This window comes from Barnesiella sp. An55, from assembly GCF_002161555.1.
In the GTDB taxonomy this organism is placed as follows: Bacteria; Bacteroidota; Bacteroidia; order Bacteroidales; family Barnesiellaceae; genus Barnesiella; species Barnesiella merdipullorum.
In genome coordinates this window covers 1-19673 of sequence record NZ_NFHZ01000025.1, presented here as the reverse complement: position 1 = coordinate 19673, position 19673 = coordinate 1, and the positions used below count along the sequence as shown (strand labels likewise).

Genomic DNA, 19673 nt, shown 5'->3' with positions numbered 1-19673 from the left:
AAGACAAGCTCCGGCACCTGCAGGTACCCTCTTTCTCTCTTTGACTCGTCATTAGATACCTGCCCCCATAACGGTGCCGATAATAGGATGAAGATTACACCCATCAAAATTGCATACTTGGATTTCATAGCATTGGATTTAATATATACCGAAAGTACAACGTCTTATTTTCATGCGTCAAGGTATGCATTTTCCTGCACATATCCAAGAGAATAGAGACGAAAATGCAACAACGTGTCACCCCGCACTCGATAGGGGCGTCTTGTCACCCCTCACAACGATGCGGGGCCCAGGAGGTGAATGAGAGGGAAATGACTCCTGCATATATACTTATTTGCCGGTATTTTCTGGATTCCGCATCACGGTGCGGAATGACTCGTCGTATCACCACTCCCCGAACAGGCGGAAGGCATTGGCCGTGGTAGCCGACTCGACCTCGGCAAACGTCGTACCCAGAATATCGGCTATGCGCTGGGCCATGCGGGGCAGATACGACGGCTCGTTGCGCTTGCCCCGGTAAGGCACAGGGGCCAGGTAGGGAGCATCGGTCTCGAGCAGAAGGCGGTCGATGCCTACCTCGCGCACCATCTCTTCGAGGTGGGCATTCTTGAAGGTGACGATGCCGTTTATCCCGAAGTAGTAGTCACCCAACGTGCGCAGAGTGCGCACCTCGTCGGCCGTACCGGTGAAGCTGTGGAATACCCCCCGGAACGACGGCACCCGCCCCGACTGCAACAGCGCTACCATCTCGGCAAAGGCATCGCGGCAGTGGATAATCACAGGCAGGTCGAGCTCGACGGCCCAACCCGTCTGCACGGCAAAAGCCTCCTCCTGTTCCCGGACGAAACTCTTGTCCCAATAGAGGTCGAGACCTATCTCGCCCACGGCACAGTAATCGCCAGCCAGCAGCAACCGGTGGGTCTGGTCGAGCCGCTCTCGATAGTCGGCATCGACCGAGGTGGGGTGCAGCCCCATGGCCATGCGGCAATAGCCGGGGTAAAGATCATGGGTGGCCTGCATGGCAGCCACCGTATCGAGATCGACATTGGGCAGAATCACCCGCTCCACACCCGCCTCGCGGGCACGACGCACCACCTCGGCGCGGTCTTCGTCAAACTCTTCGAGATAAATATGGGTATGTGTATCAATCATTTTCGGGTCGTTTTTCTCCGCTGCGGTAATAATAGACGATGCCATAGGCCTGACAACGGGCCAACCGCTCGGCCGGCGGCCAAGCGGCATAATAGGCCTCGACCTGGTTCCAAAGGTCAAGAATGATGCGGTCGGCCTCCTCGCGCAGCGCATCGAGCCCCGACTGCGAACGGGTCGTGTTGAGCTTGTAGTTTTGCTGCTCACGGTAGGCATCCTTGAAAATATCGTAGTGCACGGTCACTTTGGCAATCGTGGGGTTGTAGATGGGAGCCCCTCCATGCGAAAGCCGCTCGCGTTCCCCCTCGATAAGCCGCTCGCCCCACACGAGGATATGCTTCTCGCTCGTGAGGTCGGGCACGGCAAAGTCGTCGGGGTCGAGACCGTAGAAGAGCTTGTGCTCCTTGCGCACCTCGTTGCGCACCACCGCCAGGTTGAGCACCTGGATGAAGTGCGAGATGTAGAGCCGCGCCGTCTTCAGATGCTCCTGATACCGACGGTTGGCTTCGGCCTGAGCCGTGTAGCAATACTGGAACTGCTCCACGGCACTCTTGAAGCGCCGCAACAGGGCCCTCGCCTCGTTCAGTGTCTTGTACGAAGCCGCCTGATGCTCCACGTCGTAGGCGTGCTCCATCGCCACCGCCTTCTCAAGAGCGGTGATGCGGGCTTTGTCGGTATTGGGCAGTCGGCGATATGGCATGACGATACAGGATTTTCTGAATCAATGGTCTCGTTTGATAAGCGATTGGGCCAGGTCGTACAACGGTTGCTTGGCCTCCTCGGGTACGGCAATCTGCTGCAACGCCTCGATGGCACGACGGCTGTATGCATCGACTTGTTGCAGACACAAGTCACCCGCTCCCACCCGATTGTAGAGGGCGGTCACGGCCGCAATCTTCTCGGCCGGGTCGTAATCGGTAGCCGACAGCCAGCGCGACAGCTCCTCGGCATCGGCGCCCTGGGCCCGTCGCTGGGCGTTGATGAGCATGTAGGTCTTCTTGTTGTTGAGAATATCGCCGCCAATCTTCTTGCCGAAACGGGCCGGGTCGCCATAGACATCGAGCCAGTCGTCCTGCAACTGGAAAGCCAGCCCCAACGACTCGCCAAAGCGGTAGATGCGGTCGGCATCGTCGGCACCGGCACCACCTATGATGGCACCAATCTTCAGAGCACCGCCCAGCAGCACGGCGGTTTTGAGACGTATCATCTCGATATACTCGGCCTCGGTCACATCGTCGCGGCTCTCAAACTCCATGTCGAACTGTTGCCCCTCGCAAATCTCGAGGGCCGTTTTCAGGAACCAGTCGATAACCTGCGCCGTATGCGGAGCCGGTGTGCGGGCTATGTAACGGAAGGCAATAATCTGCATGGCGTCGCCCGAGAGTATAGCCGTATTCTCGTCCCACACCTTGTGCACCGTAGGCTTACCCCGACGCACATCGGCCTTGTCCATCACGTCGTCGTGCAAGAGGGTGAAGTTGTGAAACACCTCCAGCCCCACGGCCGCATCGAGGGCCTGGCGACAATCGCCGCCGAACATCTCGCAGGCCAGCAGAGCCAGCAGCGGGCGCACCCGTTTCCCCCCCAATGACAGTTCGTAACGCACCGGGGCATACAGTCCGTCGGGCGACGGGGCATACTCGATCTGCGCAAGTGCCGACTCTATCGTATCGAAATATTTTTGCAAACTTTCCATAACTTGTCTTCTCCGAATTTTTATGTTTCACATAGAATAGAGGTCAAATGTAGTCATTTCTGCCGAGTCGAACAAGCTCGAGCCCGATAAGTTTACGAACGATATACTTTATCGACCTTTTTCCCGTTATTAATACATTGGAAACCGTTTGTCCCGGTTTTCGTTACGGAAGAGTGAAATAGGGCTCGACCCTGTCAAACTTGGAAACTGTGTTTTCCGTTTGCCTCGGCGCTCGCCTTTCACTATCTTTTCAGAAGAAAGGATGCGGCTCGGCCCTGTCAAACTTGAAAACTGTGTTTTCCGTTTGCCTCGGCGCTCGCCTTTCACTATCTTTGACCCTCGAAAAGGAATTATGAAATATTGGATTCGATACATATCGGTACTGCTGGCACTCGCCACCTGCCTGATCGGGCGGGGACAAGAGGGAACGAGTTCGTTCGACTTCCTCAATATCCCCACTTCGACCCACGCCTATGCCCTAGGGGGTACCAACATATCGGTCATCGACGAGGACATCAACCTCGTCAACCAGAATCCCGCCCTGCTAGGACCCGAAGCCGACCTGCAACTGGGCCTCAACTACATGAAGTATGTGGGCGGCATCAACCTGGCCGGCGTCACCTTTGGCAAAGCGGCTGGTGAACGGGGAGCCTGGGCTGCCGGCATCCAGTACTACGGCTACGGCAAGATGAAGAGCGCCGACGAGACCGGCGTCATCACCGGCGAGTTTTCGCCCAAGGATATCGTGTTCAACGGCATCTATTCGCACGACATCACCACCACGCTGCGCGGCGGTGTCAATGCCAAGGTCATCTACTCCTCCTACGAACAATACACCTCGTGGGCTCTTGCCGTCGATCTGGGACTCAACTACTACAACGCCGACAACGACCTGTCGCTCTCACTCGTAGCCCGCAACCTGGGAGGCCAAATCAAGCGTTACAACGAGACCTTCGAGCGTATGCCCTTCGACCTGCAGATTGGCTATACCCAAAGCCTCGAGCATGCCCCCATACGCATATCGGTCACCGCCCGCAACCTCACCCGCTGGAAGTTACCCTACCCCACCATCGAAAGCAGCTCCTACACGGGCAGCACCGACATTGTCGAGAAGAGTGGCTTTGTCGATAACCTCTTCCGCCACCTCATCTTCGGCGTGGAGTATCTGCCTACCGACCGGCTCTACTTCGGGCTGGGATACAACTACAAGACCCGCACCGACATGAAGACGGCCAGCCGCAACTTCCTCTCGGGATTCAGCATCGGCGGCGGTATCAGGGTGCGGATGTTCGGTCTCGGCGTCGCCCTGGCCCAACAACACACGGGAGCCACCACCCTCATGGTGAACCTCTCGGTCAACCTGTTTGAATTCAAAAAATAACAACTTCATATGGACAAACCTCGCATCATCATCGCCATCGACGGATTCTCATCCTGCGGCAAAAGTACCATGGCCAAGGCTCTGGCCCGTCGCATTGGCTATATCTATATCGACAGCGGCGCCATGTACCGCGCCGTCACCCTCTACTGTCTCGACCACAACCTCATCGACGGCGACACCGTCGATACCCGGGCCCTGCAATCGCACATGGACGATATCCACATCGACTTCCGCACCGACCCTGCCTCGGGCAAAACGCACACCTTCCTCAACGGCACCGACGTGGAGCAGGAGATTCGCTCCATGCGGGTATCGGACAAGGTGAGTCCCGTGAGCGCCATACCCTTCGTGCGCACCGCCATGGTCGCCGCCCAGCAGAAGATGGGCGAGCGCAAGGGCATCGTGATGGACGGCCGCGACATCGGCACCACCGTATTCCCCCGGGCCGAGCTGAAAATCTTTGTCACCGCATCGGCCGAGACCCGAGCCCAACGCCGGGTCGATGAACTCAGAGCCAAAGGCGTAGCCGTCGATTTCGACGAAGTGGTGGCCAACATCAACAAGCGCGACCACATAGACCAGACTCGCCAGGAGAGCCCCCTGCGCCGGGCCGACGATGCCATTCTGCTCGACAACTCGCACATGACCCTCGACGAACAGGACGCCTGGCTCCTGGCCCGATACAACGAGGCTTTGGCCAAACTGCAATAAACCGCGACAACGAAAGGAGAGAGAACAGATGGCACGCATAGAAATCGACGAACACTCGGGATTCTGTTTTGGAGTAGTCACCGCCATACGCAAGGCCGAAGAGGAGCTCGACCGCACCGGTCACCTCTACTGCCTGGGCGATATTGTCCACAACAGCAACGAGGTGGAACGGCTCAAGGCCAAAGGACTCATCACCATCGACCACGAACAGCTCAAGCAACTGCACAACGTCAAGGTGCTGTTGCGGGCTCACGGCGAGCCCCCCGAAACCTACCGCATCGCCGCCGAGAACCACATCGAAATTATCGACGCCACCTGCCCCGTAGTGCTGCAACTGCAACGCAAAATCAAAACCGCCTACGACTCCAACCCGCCCGGCGAAGCGCAAATCGTCATCTATGGCAAGACCGGCCATGCCGAAGTGAACGGACTCGTAGGCCAGACTCACGGCCAGGCCGTCGTTATCGAGAACGACCACGACCTCGGCAAAATAGACCTCGACAAGAAACTGCTCCTCTACTCGCAAACCACCAAGTCGGTCGAAGGATTCCGCCACATTGTCGATGAGATAAAGCACCTGAAACCCGACGGACGCTTCGAATCGTTCGACACCATCTGCCGGCAGGTCGCCAACCGCATCCCCAACATCCGCGAGTTTGCCCGTCGCCACGACCTCGTGCTCTTCGTCTGCGGCAAGAAAAGTTCCAACGGACGCGTACTCTTCGGCGAGTGCCAGCAGGTCAACCCCCAGTCGCACCTCGTCTCCGACATCTCCGAGATCGACCCTGCCTGGCTCGAGGGGAAAGAGAGCATCGGCATCTGCGGGGCCACCTCCACCCCTCGCTGGCTCATGACCGAAGTACAAGACTACGTAGCCCGTCTGCTCGAGGGCGAGACACCCGTCAGTTCTCCCGAAAAGCAACCCGAGTGAACCATACAGACCAGCAACATCTTCACGGAGGCGATTCTGTTTCTACCCCCAATGAAACATTTATTTACAACTATCGTTATTTATTCCGTATCGGTTATTCGATTTTTATCTTTATCTTTGCCCAAAGAACTAAATATTATAGGTTATGTCGCAAATTAAATGTATAGGTATCTTGACTTCCGGCGGCGATGCACCCGGAATGAACGCGGCCATTCGCGCGGTAACCCGTGCAGCCATCTACAACGGATTTGAGGTAAAAGGCATTTATCGGGGCTACAAAGGGCTCATCACGGGCGAGATAGCACCCTTCAAAACGCAAAACGTAAGTAACATCATACAACAAGGCGGTACCATCCTGAAGACCGCCCGTTGCCAGGAGTTCAAAACAGCCGAAGGCCGTAAGATCGCCTACGACACGCTGGTCAAGGAAGGTATTGACGCACTCGTAGTCATCGGCGGCGACGGTACACTCACCGGTGCACGCATCTTTGCCACCGAGTACAACTTTCCCATCGTAGGTCTGCCCGGCACCATCGACAACGACCTCTTCGGTACCGATACCACCATCGGCTACGATACCGCCCTCAACACCATCATGGAGGCCGTCGATAAGATTCGCGACACGGCCACCTCGCACGAGCGACTCTTCTTCATCGAGGTCATGGGCCGCGATGCCGGGTTCCTCGCCCTCAACGGAGCCATCGCTACCGGAGCCGAGGCCGCCATCATCCCCGAAATCTCGACCGAGGTCGATCAGCTCGAGGAGCTCATCAAAAACGGATTCCGCAAATCGAAGAACAGTAGTATCGTGCTCGTAGCCGAAAGCCCCATCACCGGTGGCGCCATGCACCTGGCCGAGCGCGTACAAAAGGAGTATCCCCAATACGACGTGCGAGTAACCATCCTGGGCCACATCCAGCGAGGCGGTTCACCCACGGCCCACGACCGTATCCTGGCCAGCCGCATGGGCGCAGCTGCCATCGATGCCCTGCTCGAAGACCAGCGCAACGTCATGATCGGTATCCGCAACAACGAAATCGAATACATCCCCTTCAACAAGGCTATCAAGAATGACAAGCCCATCGACCGCGAGTTGCTCAACACCCTGCGCAAACTCTCGATCTAAGACCGGGAAGAGTAACACCCAAAAGCCCAAACATAGGGGAAAGCGAGATAAGACCCTTGACACGGGGCCACTCGCCCGAAATCACCAAACTCAGACCTACCGGACTGTTCCGGCAGGCCTGAGTTTTTTCTCATAGAGCTATTCATAATTACCTGCTCGATAATCCTGATAATACTGAGTAAACGTCTTCCCTGTCTGTTGCTTGAAGAAACGCATCAGATGACTCGCATCGGAAAAATGGAACAAATCGGCCAACTCGGTTATCGAACGATTGGAAAACAAAAACTCATTCTTGAGTGCAGCCAACAACCGCTGCTTCAACAGGTGATTGGCCGACACACCAAACTGAGCCTTCACCGCATGATTCAATGTGACTCGACTGATCTGCAACAAATCGGCATATTCAATCACCCGTTGCTTCTCATAGATATGCTGCTCGAGCATATCTTTGAACCGAAAAGCATAATTATTTTTAGACAAATCGACCGGGAGTGCATAGCGTGAGGCATACTCGCGATTCAGCAGCATCAGCAAATAATATAACAGGGAAACTATGATATGGTAGCTATCATTATCGGGCCGCAGCAACTCACGCTGTATCTTCGCCAAAATACCTTCATACTCATCCAACCGAGCGTCATCGGTCAGAAAACAGGGAGGAGTATCGGTTTGGTAACAGTAAAGCAACCTGTACATAAAGAACTTGTCGGCAATAAATGTACGCGTAAAATCCTCTCTGAATATAAGAAACCTGTATTCCAACTGTGATTCGTCAACCACCCACTCTTGCTGCTGATGAGGCGAAAGCAACAACACCATATTGTCGTGTAGCTCCAACTTGCGAGTCTCCAAAAGCAGATAGCCACGCCCTTTACGGAAAAAGAAAAATTCAAAAAAATCGGTTTCAAACCGTCGATTCTCAGTCAATACCCCTGCAATCTCCCGACAATCGCCCGTGTTGATATAGAAATCGGTTCCACACTCGGTCTTGCAAAAAGGGATATGAACCAGCCGTTGAGGATTCACCACCCGATTAGTCGCACGCATACACACCTCCTTTTTTTACAAAGATAATCGTTATTTATCAAAATGGCATATCTTTATCGAGTTTGGGCATAACACAATCGGGCCATATTCCCGTACTTTGCAAGCGACACAAAGCCCAATTAAAGAGACGAGCCATGAGCCAATGTATCAAATCGTTTATCCAAAATATGAATATCGTCGTCGGGTGTACCATCGGGTGCAGCTATTGCTATGCTCGCAACAACTGCCGCCGGTTTCGCATGACCCCCGACTTCTCCCGTCCCGAATACATGAGCCATAAACTGCGACGCCTCGACAACCCTCGCCCGCACAACTTCCTGCTCACCGGCATGAGCGACTTCTCCGACTGGCATTCCGAGTGGAACGCCGAAATCTTCGAGCGCATCGCCCACAACCCCCAGCACACCTGCCTGTTCCTGACCAAACATCCCGAACGAATCAACTTCGACACCTCGCTCGACAACGTATGGATGGGAGTCACCATCACCTGTGAAGCAGAGAAAGAACGGCTACGACTGCTGCAAAAGCACATCAAGGCTCGCCACTACCACGTCACCTTCGAACCCCTCTTCGGCGATATCGGCGATATCGATTTCAAGGGTATCGACTGGGTAGTCATCGGTACCGAAACGGGGCACCGCAAAGGGAAAATCACCGCTCATCCCCAGTGGGTGACCCACATCGCCCAACAAGCCAAAGCCCACGGCATACCCGTATTCATGAAAGAAGAACTCGCCCCGATTGTGGGCGAAGAGCACATGATTCAAGAATTACCCCAAACATTTATACACTCAATCCCATGAGCAACAACGAGATAGAAATTAGAGAGATTGACGTTCACAGCGTCATGACGCAGTCGTCCCTACCGGTTGGTGGCTATTCGGTAAACCCCTACGTAGGCTGCACGCATGCCTGCCTGTATTGCTATGCCTCCTTCATGAAGCGATTTACCAAGCACCCCGAACCCTGGGGTACTTTCCTCGATGTCAAGAACTGGGGACCTATCAAAAACCCTCGGAAGTACGACGGCAGCCGCATTGTCATCGGGTCGGTCACCGACGGATACAACCCGCAGGAGGCCATCTTCAAGCGCACCCGCCGCCTGCTCGAGGAGCTGCGCGGGACCACGGCCGAAATCATGGTATGCACAAAATCCGACCTCGTCTTGCGCGACCTCGACCTGCTCAAGCAATTCCCCAAAGTTACCGTCTCCTGGTCAATCAACACGCTGGACGAATCGTTTCGCTCCGATATGGACCACGCCGTCAGCATCGCCCGCCGCATCGAAGCCATGAAACAAACCTACGCCGCAGGCATCCGCACCGTGTGCTTCATCTCGCCCATCTTCCCGGGCATCACCGATGCCAAGGCAATCATCGAGCAGGTGAAAGATTTTGCCGACCTCATCTGGCTCGAAAACCTCAATCTGCGCGGGCAGTTCAAACCTACCATCATGCACTACATTGGCGAGAAATACCCCTCGCTCCTGCCCCTTTATGAAGAAATCTACAACCACAAGCGGCTCGATTTTTGGAAAGGTCTCGAGAGCGACATCTCGCAATACGCCCTCCGGCAGGGATATCCCTACCGCGTCAACGACCTGCCCTACGGCCGTTCCCAAAAGGGGAAACCGGTTATCGTCAACTACTTCTATCACGAGAAGATAAGGCTCGACAAGAACAAGTAACCGCATCGACCCAGCACTCAAAAGCACCTCTTGCCCCAGAGACCATCCTCCTCATGGCAAGGGGTTTAACTCGTTAAACAGACAAACACGCACGACCCGCTTGGCAAAATGCAAATAAAATTTGCATTTACAATCGACATCCGTTATCTTTGTCTATCTTACTTAGATTTCAAAGTTATGGAACCGTCCGACCAAGCATACACCAACGAAGAGCAACTGATCGAAGACAAATTCCAGGAATTGCTCAACGGCTATCTCAACTCCAACCACCGAAAAAAAGTAGAGATCATCGAGCGTGCGTTCAAATTTGCCAAAGAGGCCCACAAGGGCATACGCCGTCGCTCGGGCGAACCCTATATACTGCACCCCATCGCCGTGGCCCGCATCGTGAGCCAGGAGATAGGATTGGGCTCCACATCGATATGTGCCGCCCTGCTGCACGACGTGGTCGAAGATACCGAATACACCGTCGAGGATATCGAGAATCATTTTGGCAAAAAGATAGCCTCGATAGTCGATGGACTCACCAAAATCTCGGGCGGTATCTTTGGCGACCAGGCCTCGGCCCAAGCCGAGAATTTCCGCCGGCTGCTGCTCACCATGTCGGAAGACATTCGGGTCATCCTCATCAAGATGGCCGACCGCCTGCACAACATGCGCACCCTCGGCTCCATGCTCCCCAGCAAGCAATACAAGATTGCCGGTGAAACCCTCTACATCTACGCCCCGCTGGCCCACCGCTTGGGACTGTTTGCCATCAAAACCGAGCTCGAGGACCTCGCCTTCAAATATGAGCACCCCGATGCCTACAACCAGATAAAACAGAAAATTGCCGAGACCGAAGAGTCTCGTCAGCAAATCTACAACAACTTTGCCAAGCCCATTGTAGCCAAGCTCAAGGAGTTGGGATTCGACTTCGAGATGAAAGCCCGCGTCAAGTCCATCTACTCCATTTGGAACAAGATGGAGTCCAAGCACATCCCCTTCGAGGAAGTGTATGACCTCTACGCCGTACGCATCATCTTCAAATGCCCCAACGAGGCCGACGAGAAGAAAGAGTGCTGGACCATCTACTCGGTCATCACCGATATCTACAAGCTACACCCCGAACGCACCCGTGACTGGGTGAGCCGCCCCAAGGCCAACGGTTACAAGGCCCTGCACCTCACCGTTATGGGCCCCGGCGGCAACTGGATTGAGGTGCAGATACGCAGCGAAAAGATGGACGAAATCGCCGAGCGCGGCTTTGCCGCTCACTGGAAATACAAGGTGGGCAACTCCGACGAAGAGTCGGAACTCGACATCTGGCTCAAGACCATCAAAGACATTCTCGAGCACCCCGAGCCCAATGCCATCGACTTTCTCGATACCATCAAGCTCAACCTCTTCAGCACCGAGATTTTCGTCTTCACCCCAAAAGGTGACCTCATCACGCTGCCCAAAGACGCCACGGCACTCGACCTGGCCTTCACCCTGCACTCCGACCTCGGCTTCCACTGCATCGCAGCCAAGGTGAACCACCGGCTCGTACCCCTGAGTCAGAAACTCCACAGCGGCGACCAGGTAGAGATACTCACCTCCAAGTCGCAAACTCCCAAAGAGGAATGGCTCAACCTCGTCACCACCGCCAAGGCCCGCAGCCGGCTCATGGCCGCCCTGCGTAAAGACCGCCGTAAAATCATTGCCAAGGGCGAAGCCCAATTCAAGGAATATCTCGAGAACAACCACATCGAGTACAACAACGACCTCATGACCAAAATTCTGGGCAGCCTGGGACTACAACACCGCGACGACCTCTTCTACAAGATTGGGAACGAAGAGATTACGCCAGGCGAGAACATCAAGAAAATCATCAAGGGAAAGAGCATAAATCCCTTTATGCGATACCTCAAGCTCTCGTTTGGCAACAATGCCAACAAAACCGAGCAACCCAAAGCCCAACCTGTACACCCCGCCACAATAGACCGCAAGCAAACCTATATCCTGCGCGACGAAAACGGGGTGAAGAACTACAAAGTGGCCGACTGCTGCTGCCCCATTCCCGGCGACGACGTGCTGGGCTATGTCGAGGACGACGAGACCGTAGTGGTGCACAAGCGAGAGTGCCCCGTGGCCATGCGCCTCAAATCGAGCTTCGGGCCCCGCCTAGTATCGACCCAGTGGGAAGCCAGCAAAGCGCTCTCGTTCCCTGCCAAAATCGAGATACAGGGCATCGACCGCATGGGTATCCTCAATGAGATAACCCGGGTCATCTCCAACGAACTGATGATCGACATGCGGGGCCTCACCATACAAGCCAACGAAGGCGTATTCAACGGCACCGTCAACATCATGGTACACGACACCCAGGTAGTCGAGTCGCTCTGCAACAAATTACGTAAAATAAAGGGCGTACAGAAAGCTGCACGCTGTAAAGAATAACCCCTTAAAATCATGGATCAATCCCGCATACAGAAAATTTTGTCCAGCAAACGCGTTTTACAATTTGTCTTTTTCGTAGCTGCGGTAGCCCTGGTTACCTACTTCTTCCCCGGCGAAGGGAAATTCCGCTACACCTTCCAAGAGGGGAAACCCTGGAAATACGGGCTGCTCACCGCTCCCTTCGACTTTCCCATCTACAAGGACGAAGCCGTCATCCAGCAAGAGAAAGACAGCATCATGGTCGGCTTCCAGCCGGTATTCTCGTTCAACAATGCCATCGGCACCAAATCGACTGCCGACTTCGAGGCATCGCTCAACAAACGCACCGACCTCAACATATCGCCCTCCCTGCGAAAGAGTCTGGTCCAAGCCCTGAGCGACGCCTATCGCAAAGGCATCGTCTCGTCCGACAGCTACACCCAACTGCAATCGAGCAAGTTCAAAGAGATACGCATCGTCGAGAACAATGTAGCCCGCGAGATGCCCGTGGCCGAGCTGCAATCGCCTCGCGAAGCCTACGAAAACATCATCGCACGCTTCCCCGACGCCTACTCGCACCATGTGTTACAAAACTGCAACCTCAACGACTACCTCAACACCAACATCGACTTCGATAGCGTCACCACCGACCGGCTCAGAGACAACCTGCTGCAACGCATCGCCCTCTCCGACGGCATCGTGCAAGCCGGCGAACGCATTGTCGATCGGGGCGAAATCATCACCCCGCAAACCTACCGCATACTCAAATCGCTCGAAGCCGTGTCGCTCAAGAAGAACGCCGTCAACGACCACCGCGGCTACACCGTCATAGGGCAGATTATCGTCTTCACCTGCCTCTTTGCCTTCTTCTACCTGTTTCTGGCACTCTTCCGTCCGCAAACCTTCAACGAGATGCGCACCCTCGGGTTCATCATGATGCTCATCGTGGGGCTGTCGCTCATCGCCTTCTTCCTATCCGAGGTGCGTGTGCAAGGCATATACCTCGTGCCCTTTGCCATCATCCCCATTATCGTCGTCACCTTCTTCGACTCCCGCACGGCACTCTACGTACACCTCATCACCGTACTCATCTGTGCCTTTGCCGCCCCATTCGCCCTCGAGTTCATCTTTCTGCAACTCATCGTGGGCATGACCGCCATCGACAGCCTCAACGACCTCTCGCGCCGGTCGCAACTCATGCGCTGCGCCGTGCTCGTCTTTTTTGCCTACTGCTTTGCCTACGTAGGCTACACGCTGCTCTCCGAGAGCGACCTGTCGAAAATCAACTACACCATGTTCATCTATTTCGGCATCAACTGTGTGTTCCTGCTCTTTGCCTACCTGCTCATATACATCTTCGAGAAGAGCTTCGGGTTCATCTCTACCGTCACACTGGTCGAACTCTCCGATGTGAACAACCCCCTTCTGCGCCAGCTTTCCGAGGAGTGCCCCGGTACCTTCCAGCACTCGCTGCAAATCTCCAACCTGGCCGCCGAAGCCGCCAACAAGATTGGAGCCAAGGCCCAACTGGTGCGCACCGGAGCCCTCTATCACGATATAGGCAAGATGAAAAATCCCGCCTTCTTCACCGAGAACCAGTCGGGATTCAATCCCCACACCCCCCTCTCGTTTGAGCAAAGCGCACAGATTGTCATCTCGCACGTGACCGACGGACTCAAGATGGCCGACAAGCAAGGACTGCCTCAGGCAATCAAAGACTTTATCGCCACCCACCACGGCAAGGGGAAAGCCAAGTTTTTCTACAACTCCTACCGCAACAAATACCCCGATCGCCCCGTCGATGAATCGAAGTTTACCTATCCCGGTCCCAACCCCTTCACCAAGGAGACCGGTATCCTCATGATGGCCGACGCCGTCGAAGCCGCCTCGCGCAGCCTCAAGGAATATACCAACGAGAGCATCTCGCAACTGGTCAACCGCATCATCGACTCGCAAATCGCCGACGGACTGTTGCGCGACACCCCCCTCAGTTTCCGCGATGTAGAGACCATCAAGGCCACCTTCATCGAGAAACTCAAGACCATCTATCACACCCGCATCAGCTACCCCGAGCTCAACAAGCCCGCGAAGCCTCGCGAAGTGAAAGAACCGGCAGCCGCCGAAACCGAGGCCCCAACAGAGCCTAAGGCTCCCGCTCCGGTCAAAGCAGATGAATCCCCGACAACCGAGCTGGCTCCCGAAGCGAAAGCCCCCGAGAAAAAGCCCGAGACTCCCGCAGCCTCTCCCGAGGCAAAACCGGGTCCCGAAGCGCCCACTCCCGAGAAGAAAGATTGATCATCCCATAACCCGAACCTCACGGTCGGTCTCCTTGCGGCCTGGCAGAAAAATCTGCCGGGCCGCAAGACTTTTCTGACCTCTTTATAAAAAGAGACCTCGCCCCAAGCCCACAGTCTCTACCTTTTATTACCCTGCCACAAACCCGGGCCCGGGCCATATTTCCTTTGCAGAAAATGGCAAAAGAGATGGCAAATGTACAGAAAAACGAAGCGATAACGGTTGAAGCCAACCGACTGAGAAATGAACGACTGAAACGATTTTACTCACCCCTCACGGGCGAAGGCAGCGACACGGGCGACCGGCGCCCGGTGCAGTTGCCCGATGCCCCTATTCCCCTCCAGTACATACCTGCGGCCATGTGCGACGAGTCACTGGTACAGCAACTCACCCGGGCCGGCAGTCTGACCCGATACCTGCAGCAACAGGGAACCGAGCTCCCCGACAGCAGCCGCACGCCTGCACCCGACGGCGAAGTGGACGAGGGCGACCCCTCGCCCCTCGACAACCTGTGGCGGGAGTGGATACGAGTGCGCATACGATACGACTTCGAGTTCTGGGCCTTCAGTTTCGTGCGCATCAAAGACAAGTTGGGAGCCGAAGATATACCCTTCACCCTCAACCGGCCGCAACGCCGCATCCTGGGCATGCTCGAAGAGATGCGCACGACCAACCGCCCCATCCGACTCATCCTGCTCAAGGCCCGCCAGTGGGGAGGCTCCACCCTCATACAAATCTACATGGCCTGGATACAGCTGGTGCACCGCCGCAACTGGAACAGTGTGATATGTGCCCACATCAAGGAGTCGGCCGCCAACATCAAAGGCATGTACAGCAAACTGCTCGCCAACTACCCCGACTGGCTGCTCGAAGGGGGAAAGCCCAAGTTCCGCCCCTTTGAACGCATGGCCAACACCTCGGTTATCGTCGGTCGCGACTGCCGGGTCACCATCGGCTCGGCCGAGAGCCAGGAGTCGGTGCGGGGTATCGACGCCGCCATGGCCCACCTCTCCGAGGTCGCCTTCTGGCGCAACAGCCGCATGAAGTCGCCCGAGCAGTTGGTGCGCTCGGTGTGCGGCTCGATCATGCTGCTGCCCTACTCGATGGTGGTGATGGAGAGCACGGCCAACGGCACCGGCTCCTACTTCCACCAGGAGTGCGAGCGGGCCAAGCGGCACGAAAGCGACAAGCAATTTGCCTTCGTCCCCTGGTTCGAAATAGAGATGTATGCCATCCCCGTCGATGACTACGACGCTCTCATCGCCACCCTCAACGACTACGAACGCATGCTGTGGGAGCGCGGAGCCACCCTAGAGGCCATCGCCTGGTACCGGCAGAAACGGAAAGAGTATGCCCGTCATACCGACATGATGGCCGAGTATCCCAGCGACGACATCGAGGCCTTCTGCTACTCGGGCGAGCGGGTTTTCGACCCCACCCTCGTCGAGAAGCTGCGCCGGGGCTGCTGTGCCCCCCGGTTCGTAGGCGACATTCACGGCAAGGAACTTACCGGGCGCGAAGCCCTCGAGAGTATCGAGTTGGAGGCCAAACCGGGCGGACCTCTCCAGATATGGGAATATCCGGCCGAGAAACACGAGATACGCGACCGCTACCTGGCGGTAGTCGATATCGGCGGACGTTCCGATGTGGCCGACTACTCGGTCATCGCCATCTTCGACCGCTACTGGATGCTCGAGGGAGGGCCGGCCGAGGTGGTGGCCCAGTGGCGCGGACATATCGACCACGACCTGCTGGCCTGGAAATCGGCCCAACTTGCCGCCTATTACCAGAACGCCCTGCTGGTCATCGAGAGTAATACCCTCGAGACCGAACACGACGACAGCGAGCACTCGGCCTATCTGCTCGACACCCTCTCGCGTTACTACGAAAATCTCTACGCCCGACAGGCTCCCCCCGACAGCATCGGGCAGCGACCCGCCTCACGCTGGGGATTCCACATGAACCGCGCCACCAAAGTGTTGGTAATCGACGCCCAGCGATCGGCCCTGCGCGAAGGAGCCTACATCGAGCACGATGCCCAGGCCTGCTACGAGCACGATGTCTTTGAGCGCAAACCCAACGGCAGCTACGGAGCCATGGAGGGGCACCACGACGACATCCTCATCACCCGTTGCATAGGCAACTACATTTGCAGCCGCGACCTCCCCTCGTTCATCAAGCCAGGTCACCGAGGCGAGTCTATTGTCAACGAGTCGTCGATATAGCTCCCGGGAAGAAGAACTGCTCTCCCCGACACAAGAAAGCCTATCCCCCGGAGATTTCGTTTTCGCAGGAGTTTCGTAAGAATCACTAATAATCTGAAAAATAGCACGTCCCGTGGTGGTATTCTCTTGCAAACTCGTATCTTTGCAGCCAGAGTAACACCAAGGGGACTCGTGACATTCCACCAAAAATCAAGGGATTAATCGTCGTTCTCCTCAAATTCATAACCCGACAATTATCATCGATATGAAAGCGAAATACATCTTGGGAATAGCCATTGCCTGCCTGCCGCTCTTCTTTACGAGCCAGGCCAAGGAGCAACCCGCCAAACAAGAAAAGAGTACTCAGGTACAGAAAGTAAAATCCCGCCAACTCACCAAAGCCGAGTTTCTCTCTCGAGTAGCCAACTTTGAGAAAACCCCCGACCGCTGGGAGTATCTGGGTGCACGCCCCTGCATCGTCGATTTCTATGCCTCGTGGTGCGGCCCCTGCCGGCAACAGGCTCCCATACTCGAGGAGATTGCCGGCGAATATGCCGGGCAAATCGACGTCTATAAAATCGACATCGACAAAGAGCCCCAACTGGCTGCCGCATTCGGGATACAGAGCATCCCCACCCTGCTCTTCTGCCCCATGAAGAATCAACCCCAAATCGCTACCGGACTCATGAGCAAAGAGGCCCTGCAACAAGCCATCAAGGAGGTTCTCCTCCCGTAAGGGCCGGGCACTTTTCGCCATTAAAACGGGGATACAAAGAGTCAGTCACAGGCTGGGCCAGAATCAATCGACATCGTCGGGCCACAGGCGCAGCGCAATACGGGCACACCCCTCGGCATCAGCCAGCGCATGGTGATGGTGGTCAAAGGGGATACCCAGATAGGCACACACCGTGGGCAACTTGTAGTTGCCGATGACCGCACGTGGTATGAGCTGCTGCGCCCGCCTGAAGGTACAAAGGAAATCGCCATACACATAGTCGATGCCATACATGCGACAGGTAGCCCGCAACACCCGCTCGTCGAAAGCCTTGTTGTGAGCTACCAGCTGCAACCCTTCGACCAGCGGCGACAACTCGCGCCACACCTGCCCGAAGTTGGGCGCATGGCAGGTATCGGCCGGGAAGATACCGTGTATCTCCTCAGAAAAACGGCGCAGATAATAATTGGGCTCGGGGCACACCAACCGGTGTATGCGGTGGGTCACCTCACCCCCGTGTACCACCACAAGACCTACCGAACAGATGCTGGTAGGTTCGTAATTGGCAGTCTCGAAATCTATGGCGGCAAAATCTTTCATCAGAGGAACAATTCGAGGAGTAAAAGTACAGAAAATTCCAATATCTACCCCTATCGACACCCGGTCGAATTTCGCCGCACAAATTTTGCGTTGTGTGAGATTACCCCTACCTTTGTCCTTGAAGAGAAAAACAAGAAGATGAAAATAGGAATTATCGTAGCCATGCAGAGCGAACTCGATTGTGTGCGTCGCCTGCTGGAGAATCCCCGCGAGGAGCGCTACGGCTCGTCGCTCTTTATCGTGGGCACGCGTGGTGTCCACGAGTTGATACTCACCCAAAGCGGCATCGGCAAGGTGTCGTCGGCCATCCGCGCCTATGAACTCATAGACCGCTATCGTCCCGACTGTGTGCTCAACACCGGCGTGGCCGGTGGCATAGACCCCTCGATGCGGGTAATGGATATCGTCGTAGGCTCCGAAATTGTCTATCACGACGTGTGGTGCGGCGAAGGCAACGCCTGGGGCCAGATACAGGGGCTACCCCCGCGGTTCCACAGCGACCCGGCACTCGTCGAGAAAACCTTGCAGGTAGAGACCTCGCTGCGCATCTATAAAGGGCTGGTATGCAGCGGCGACCGCTTCATCACCGACCCGGTGGAACTCTCCGAAATCAAGGCTCTCTTTCCCGAAGGCATGGCCGTCGATATGGAGTCGGGCTCCATCGCCCAGGTATGCCACATGCGCGGGGTACCCTTCCTGAGCTTCCGCATCATCAGCGACACCCCGGGCGTCGAGGGTCACCTGGCCCAGTACAACCACTTCTGGGACGATGCCCCCCACCGCTCGTTCGAGGTACTCACCAGCCTCATCGAAAAACTGTAATATTTCACACAATATATAAATACCCGTTTGTATGAAAAAGATTCCCAGCTTTACCATAGACCACATTCACCTGCTGCGAGGCATCTATGTTTCGCGCAAAGACTATCTGGGCGACCACGTAGTCACCACTTTCGACATCCGCATGAAAGAGCCCAACCGCGAGCCCGCCATCGGCTACGGAGCCCTGCACACCATCGAACACCTGGCTGCCACCTTCCTGCGCAACCACCCCGTGTGGGGCGACAAAATCGTATTCTGGGGGCCCATGGGCTGCTGCACGGGCAACTACTTTCTGGTACAGGGCGACCTTGAGTCGCGCGACATTGTCGAACTCATGCGCGAGACCTTCCGTTTCATTCGCGATTTCGAAGGCGAAGTGCCCGGCGCCGCTCCCCGCGACTGCGGCAACTACCTGCTGCACGACCTGCCCATGGCCCGTTGGGAAGCTGACAAATACCTGCGCGAGGTACTCGACGTGATCGAAGAGAAAAACCTCGTCTACCCGACGGTCGAGGAATAAAACAGCAATCGCATTTTTTGGATTTTATCATAAATCAACATATATTTGCAAAGGCTCAAAAAGCTAAACAATTAGTCTTTTGAGCAGACATACGAACGGAAGCGTTTTTTAGATATTACTTTGTTCAAGAAAATCGCCAAATTTTCAAAACCGTACAGAGTAATACAACAGAACGCTCACGCCTTTGATATAGTCATATATCAATATAGGCGTGGGGCTGTTGTTTATTTGTATGGTGGGTGTTTGGCGATACCTCTTGAACAGATAAACTTTGGCCTAGTCGACAAAATTCAGGATGAAACCAGTTGAAAAACTTCCTAGTCGACAAAATTCAGGATAATCCTCAATAATGTCTTGATATATATTCGTCAATAAGTTTCATTCTATGA

Annotated in this window: 17 protein-coding genes; 12 read left to right on the top strand and 5 right to left on the bottom strand. The window is 55.3% G+C overall.

All coding sequences use genetic code 11. The features are described from left to right. Positions 1-384: 384 nt before the first annotated feature. Genes B5G10_RS12095 through B5G10_RS12085 form a run of 3 tightly spaced genes read right to left on the bottom strand, consistent with a single transcriptional unit; the run spans position 385 to position 2845 of the window. Positions 385-1152 (bottom strand): TatD family hydrolase, encoded by a 768-nt coding sequence (locus B5G10_RS12095; RefSeq protein ID WP_087424987.1) that lies wholly within the window; start codon positions 1150-1152, stop codon positions 385-387. Further along, the gene (locus B5G10_RS12090) at positions 1145-1849 is read right to left on the bottom strand and encodes a hypothetical protein (protein WP_087424986.1); all 705 of its coding nucleotides are present in this window, start codon (positions 1847-1849) and stop codon (positions 1145-1147) included. The genes B5G10_RS12095 and B5G10_RS12090 overlap by 8 nt, the downstream gene beginning before the upstream one ends. A 21-nt stretch (positions 1850-1870) precedes the next feature. After that, complete coding sequence (locus B5G10_RS12085) at positions 1871-2845, bottom strand: polyprenyl synthetase family protein (protein ID WP_087424985.1); 975 nt, start codon at positions 2843-2845, stop codon at positions 1871-1873. Between the two features lie 352 nt (positions 2846-3197). Here B5G10_RS12085 and porQ point away from each other — a divergent pair, with 352 nt between their 5' ends. The 4 genes from porQ (at position 3198) to pfkA (ending at position 6994) form a co-directional block, all read left to right on the top strand. Beyond that, entirely contained in the window at positions 3198-4226 is a 1029-nt protein-coding gene (porQ, locus tag B5G10_RS12080) for a type IX secretion system protein PorQ (protein WP_087424984.1), read from the top strand. 9 nt (positions 4227-4235) lie between these two features. Then, positions 4236-4937: a (d)CMP kinase gene (cmk, locus tag B5G10_RS12075; RefSeq protein ID WP_087424983.1), complete on the top strand. Its 702-nt coding sequence runs from the start codon at positions 4236-4238 to the stop codon at positions 4935-4937. 28 nt (positions 4938-4965) lie between these two features. Next, complete coding sequence (locus B5G10_RS12070; RefSeq protein ID WP_087424982.1) at positions 4966-5868, top strand: 4-hydroxy-3-methylbut-2-enyl diphosphate reductase; 903 nt, start codon at positions 4966-4968, stop codon at positions 5866-5868. A gap of 145 nt (positions 5869-6013) precedes the next feature. Next, positions 6014-6994 carry a 6-phosphofructokinase gene (pfkA, locus tag B5G10_RS12065; RefSeq protein ID WP_087424981.1) on the top strand — a complete coding sequence of 327 codons (981 nt, stop codon included), beginning with the start codon at positions 6014-6016 and terminating at the stop codon, positions 6992-6994. A gap of 138 nt (positions 6995-7132) precedes the next feature. On the opposite strand, the gene B5G10_RS12060 is transcribed toward pfkA, so the two are convergent. Continuing rightward, positions 7133-8041: an AraC family transcriptional regulator gene (locus B5G10_RS12060; RefSeq protein WP_087424980.1), complete on the bottom strand. Its 909-nt coding sequence runs from the start codon at positions 8039-8041 to the stop codon at positions 7133-7135. A gap of 134 nt (positions 8042-8175) precedes the next feature. On the opposite strand from B5G10_RS12060, the gene B5G10_RS12055 reads away from it, so the two are divergent. The 6 genes from B5G10_RS12055 to trxA all read left to right on the top strand — a co-directional run bounded on the left by B5G10_RS12055 (position 8176) and on the right by trxA (position 17363). Beyond that, positions 8176-8844 (top strand): radical SAM mobile pair protein A, encoded by a 669-nt coding sequence (locus B5G10_RS12055; RefSeq protein ID WP_087424979.1) that lies wholly within the window; start codon positions 8176-8178, stop codon positions 8842-8844. Then, positions 8841-9728, top strand: a complete 888-nt coding sequence (locus tag B5G10_RS12050; RefSeq protein ID WP_087424978.1) for a radical SAM mobile pair protein B — start codon at positions 8841-8843, stop codon at positions 9726-9728. The genes B5G10_RS12055 and B5G10_RS12050 overlap by 4 nt, the downstream gene beginning before the upstream one ends. A gap of 177 nt (positions 9729-9905) precedes the next feature. Beyond that, positions 9906-12149: a RelA/SpoT family protein gene (locus B5G10_RS12045; protein ID WP_087424977.1), complete on the top strand. Its 2244-nt coding sequence runs from the start codon at positions 9906-9908 to the stop codon at positions 12147-12149. A 12-nt stretch (positions 12150-12161) separates the two neighbouring features. Further along, positions 12162-14423 carry an HDIG domain-containing metalloprotein gene (locus B5G10_RS12040; RefSeq protein WP_241147769.1) on the top strand — a complete coding sequence of 754 codons (2262 nt, stop codon included), beginning with the start codon at positions 12162-12164 and terminating at the stop codon, positions 14421-14423. A 188-nt stretch (positions 14424-14611) separates the two neighbouring features. After that, the gene (locus tag B5G10_RS12035; RefSeq protein ID WP_087424976.1) at positions 14612-16648 is read left to right on the top strand and encodes a hypothetical protein; all 2037 of its coding nucleotides are present in this window, start codon (positions 14612-14614) and stop codon (positions 16646-16648) included. Between the two features lie 244 nt (positions 16649-16892). After that, positions 16893-17363: a thioredoxin gene (gene trxA, locus B5G10_RS12030; protein ID WP_087424975.1), complete on the top strand. Its 471-nt coding sequence runs from the start codon at positions 16893-16895 to the stop codon at positions 17361-17363. Between the two features lie 63 nt (positions 17364-17426). Here the strand turns inward: trxA and B5G10_RS12025 are convergent, their stop codons facing one another. Beyond that, positions 17427-17942 carry a 3'-5' exonuclease gene (locus tag B5G10_RS12025; RefSeq protein WP_087424988.1) on the bottom strand — a complete coding sequence of 172 codons (516 nt, stop codon included), beginning with the start codon at positions 17940-17942 and terminating at the stop codon, positions 17427-17429. 138 nt (positions 17943-18080) lie between these two features. Here B5G10_RS12025 and B5G10_RS12020 point away from each other — a divergent pair, with 138 nt between their 5' ends. Together B5G10_RS12020 and B5G10_RS12015 are read left to right on the top strand one after the other, a co-directional pair. Further along, entirely contained in the window at positions 18081-18764 is a 684-nt protein-coding gene (locus B5G10_RS12020; protein WP_087424974.1) for a 5'-methylthioadenosine/adenosylhomocysteine nucleosidase, read from the top strand. 31 nt (positions 18765-18795) lie between these two features. Next, the gene (locus tag B5G10_RS12015) at positions 18796-19284 is read left to right on the top strand and encodes an S-ribosylhomocysteine lyase (RefSeq protein ID WP_087424973.1); all 489 of its coding nucleotides are present in this window, start codon (positions 18796-18798) and stop codon (positions 19282-19284) included. Positions 19285-19673 lie beyond the last annotated feature (389 nt).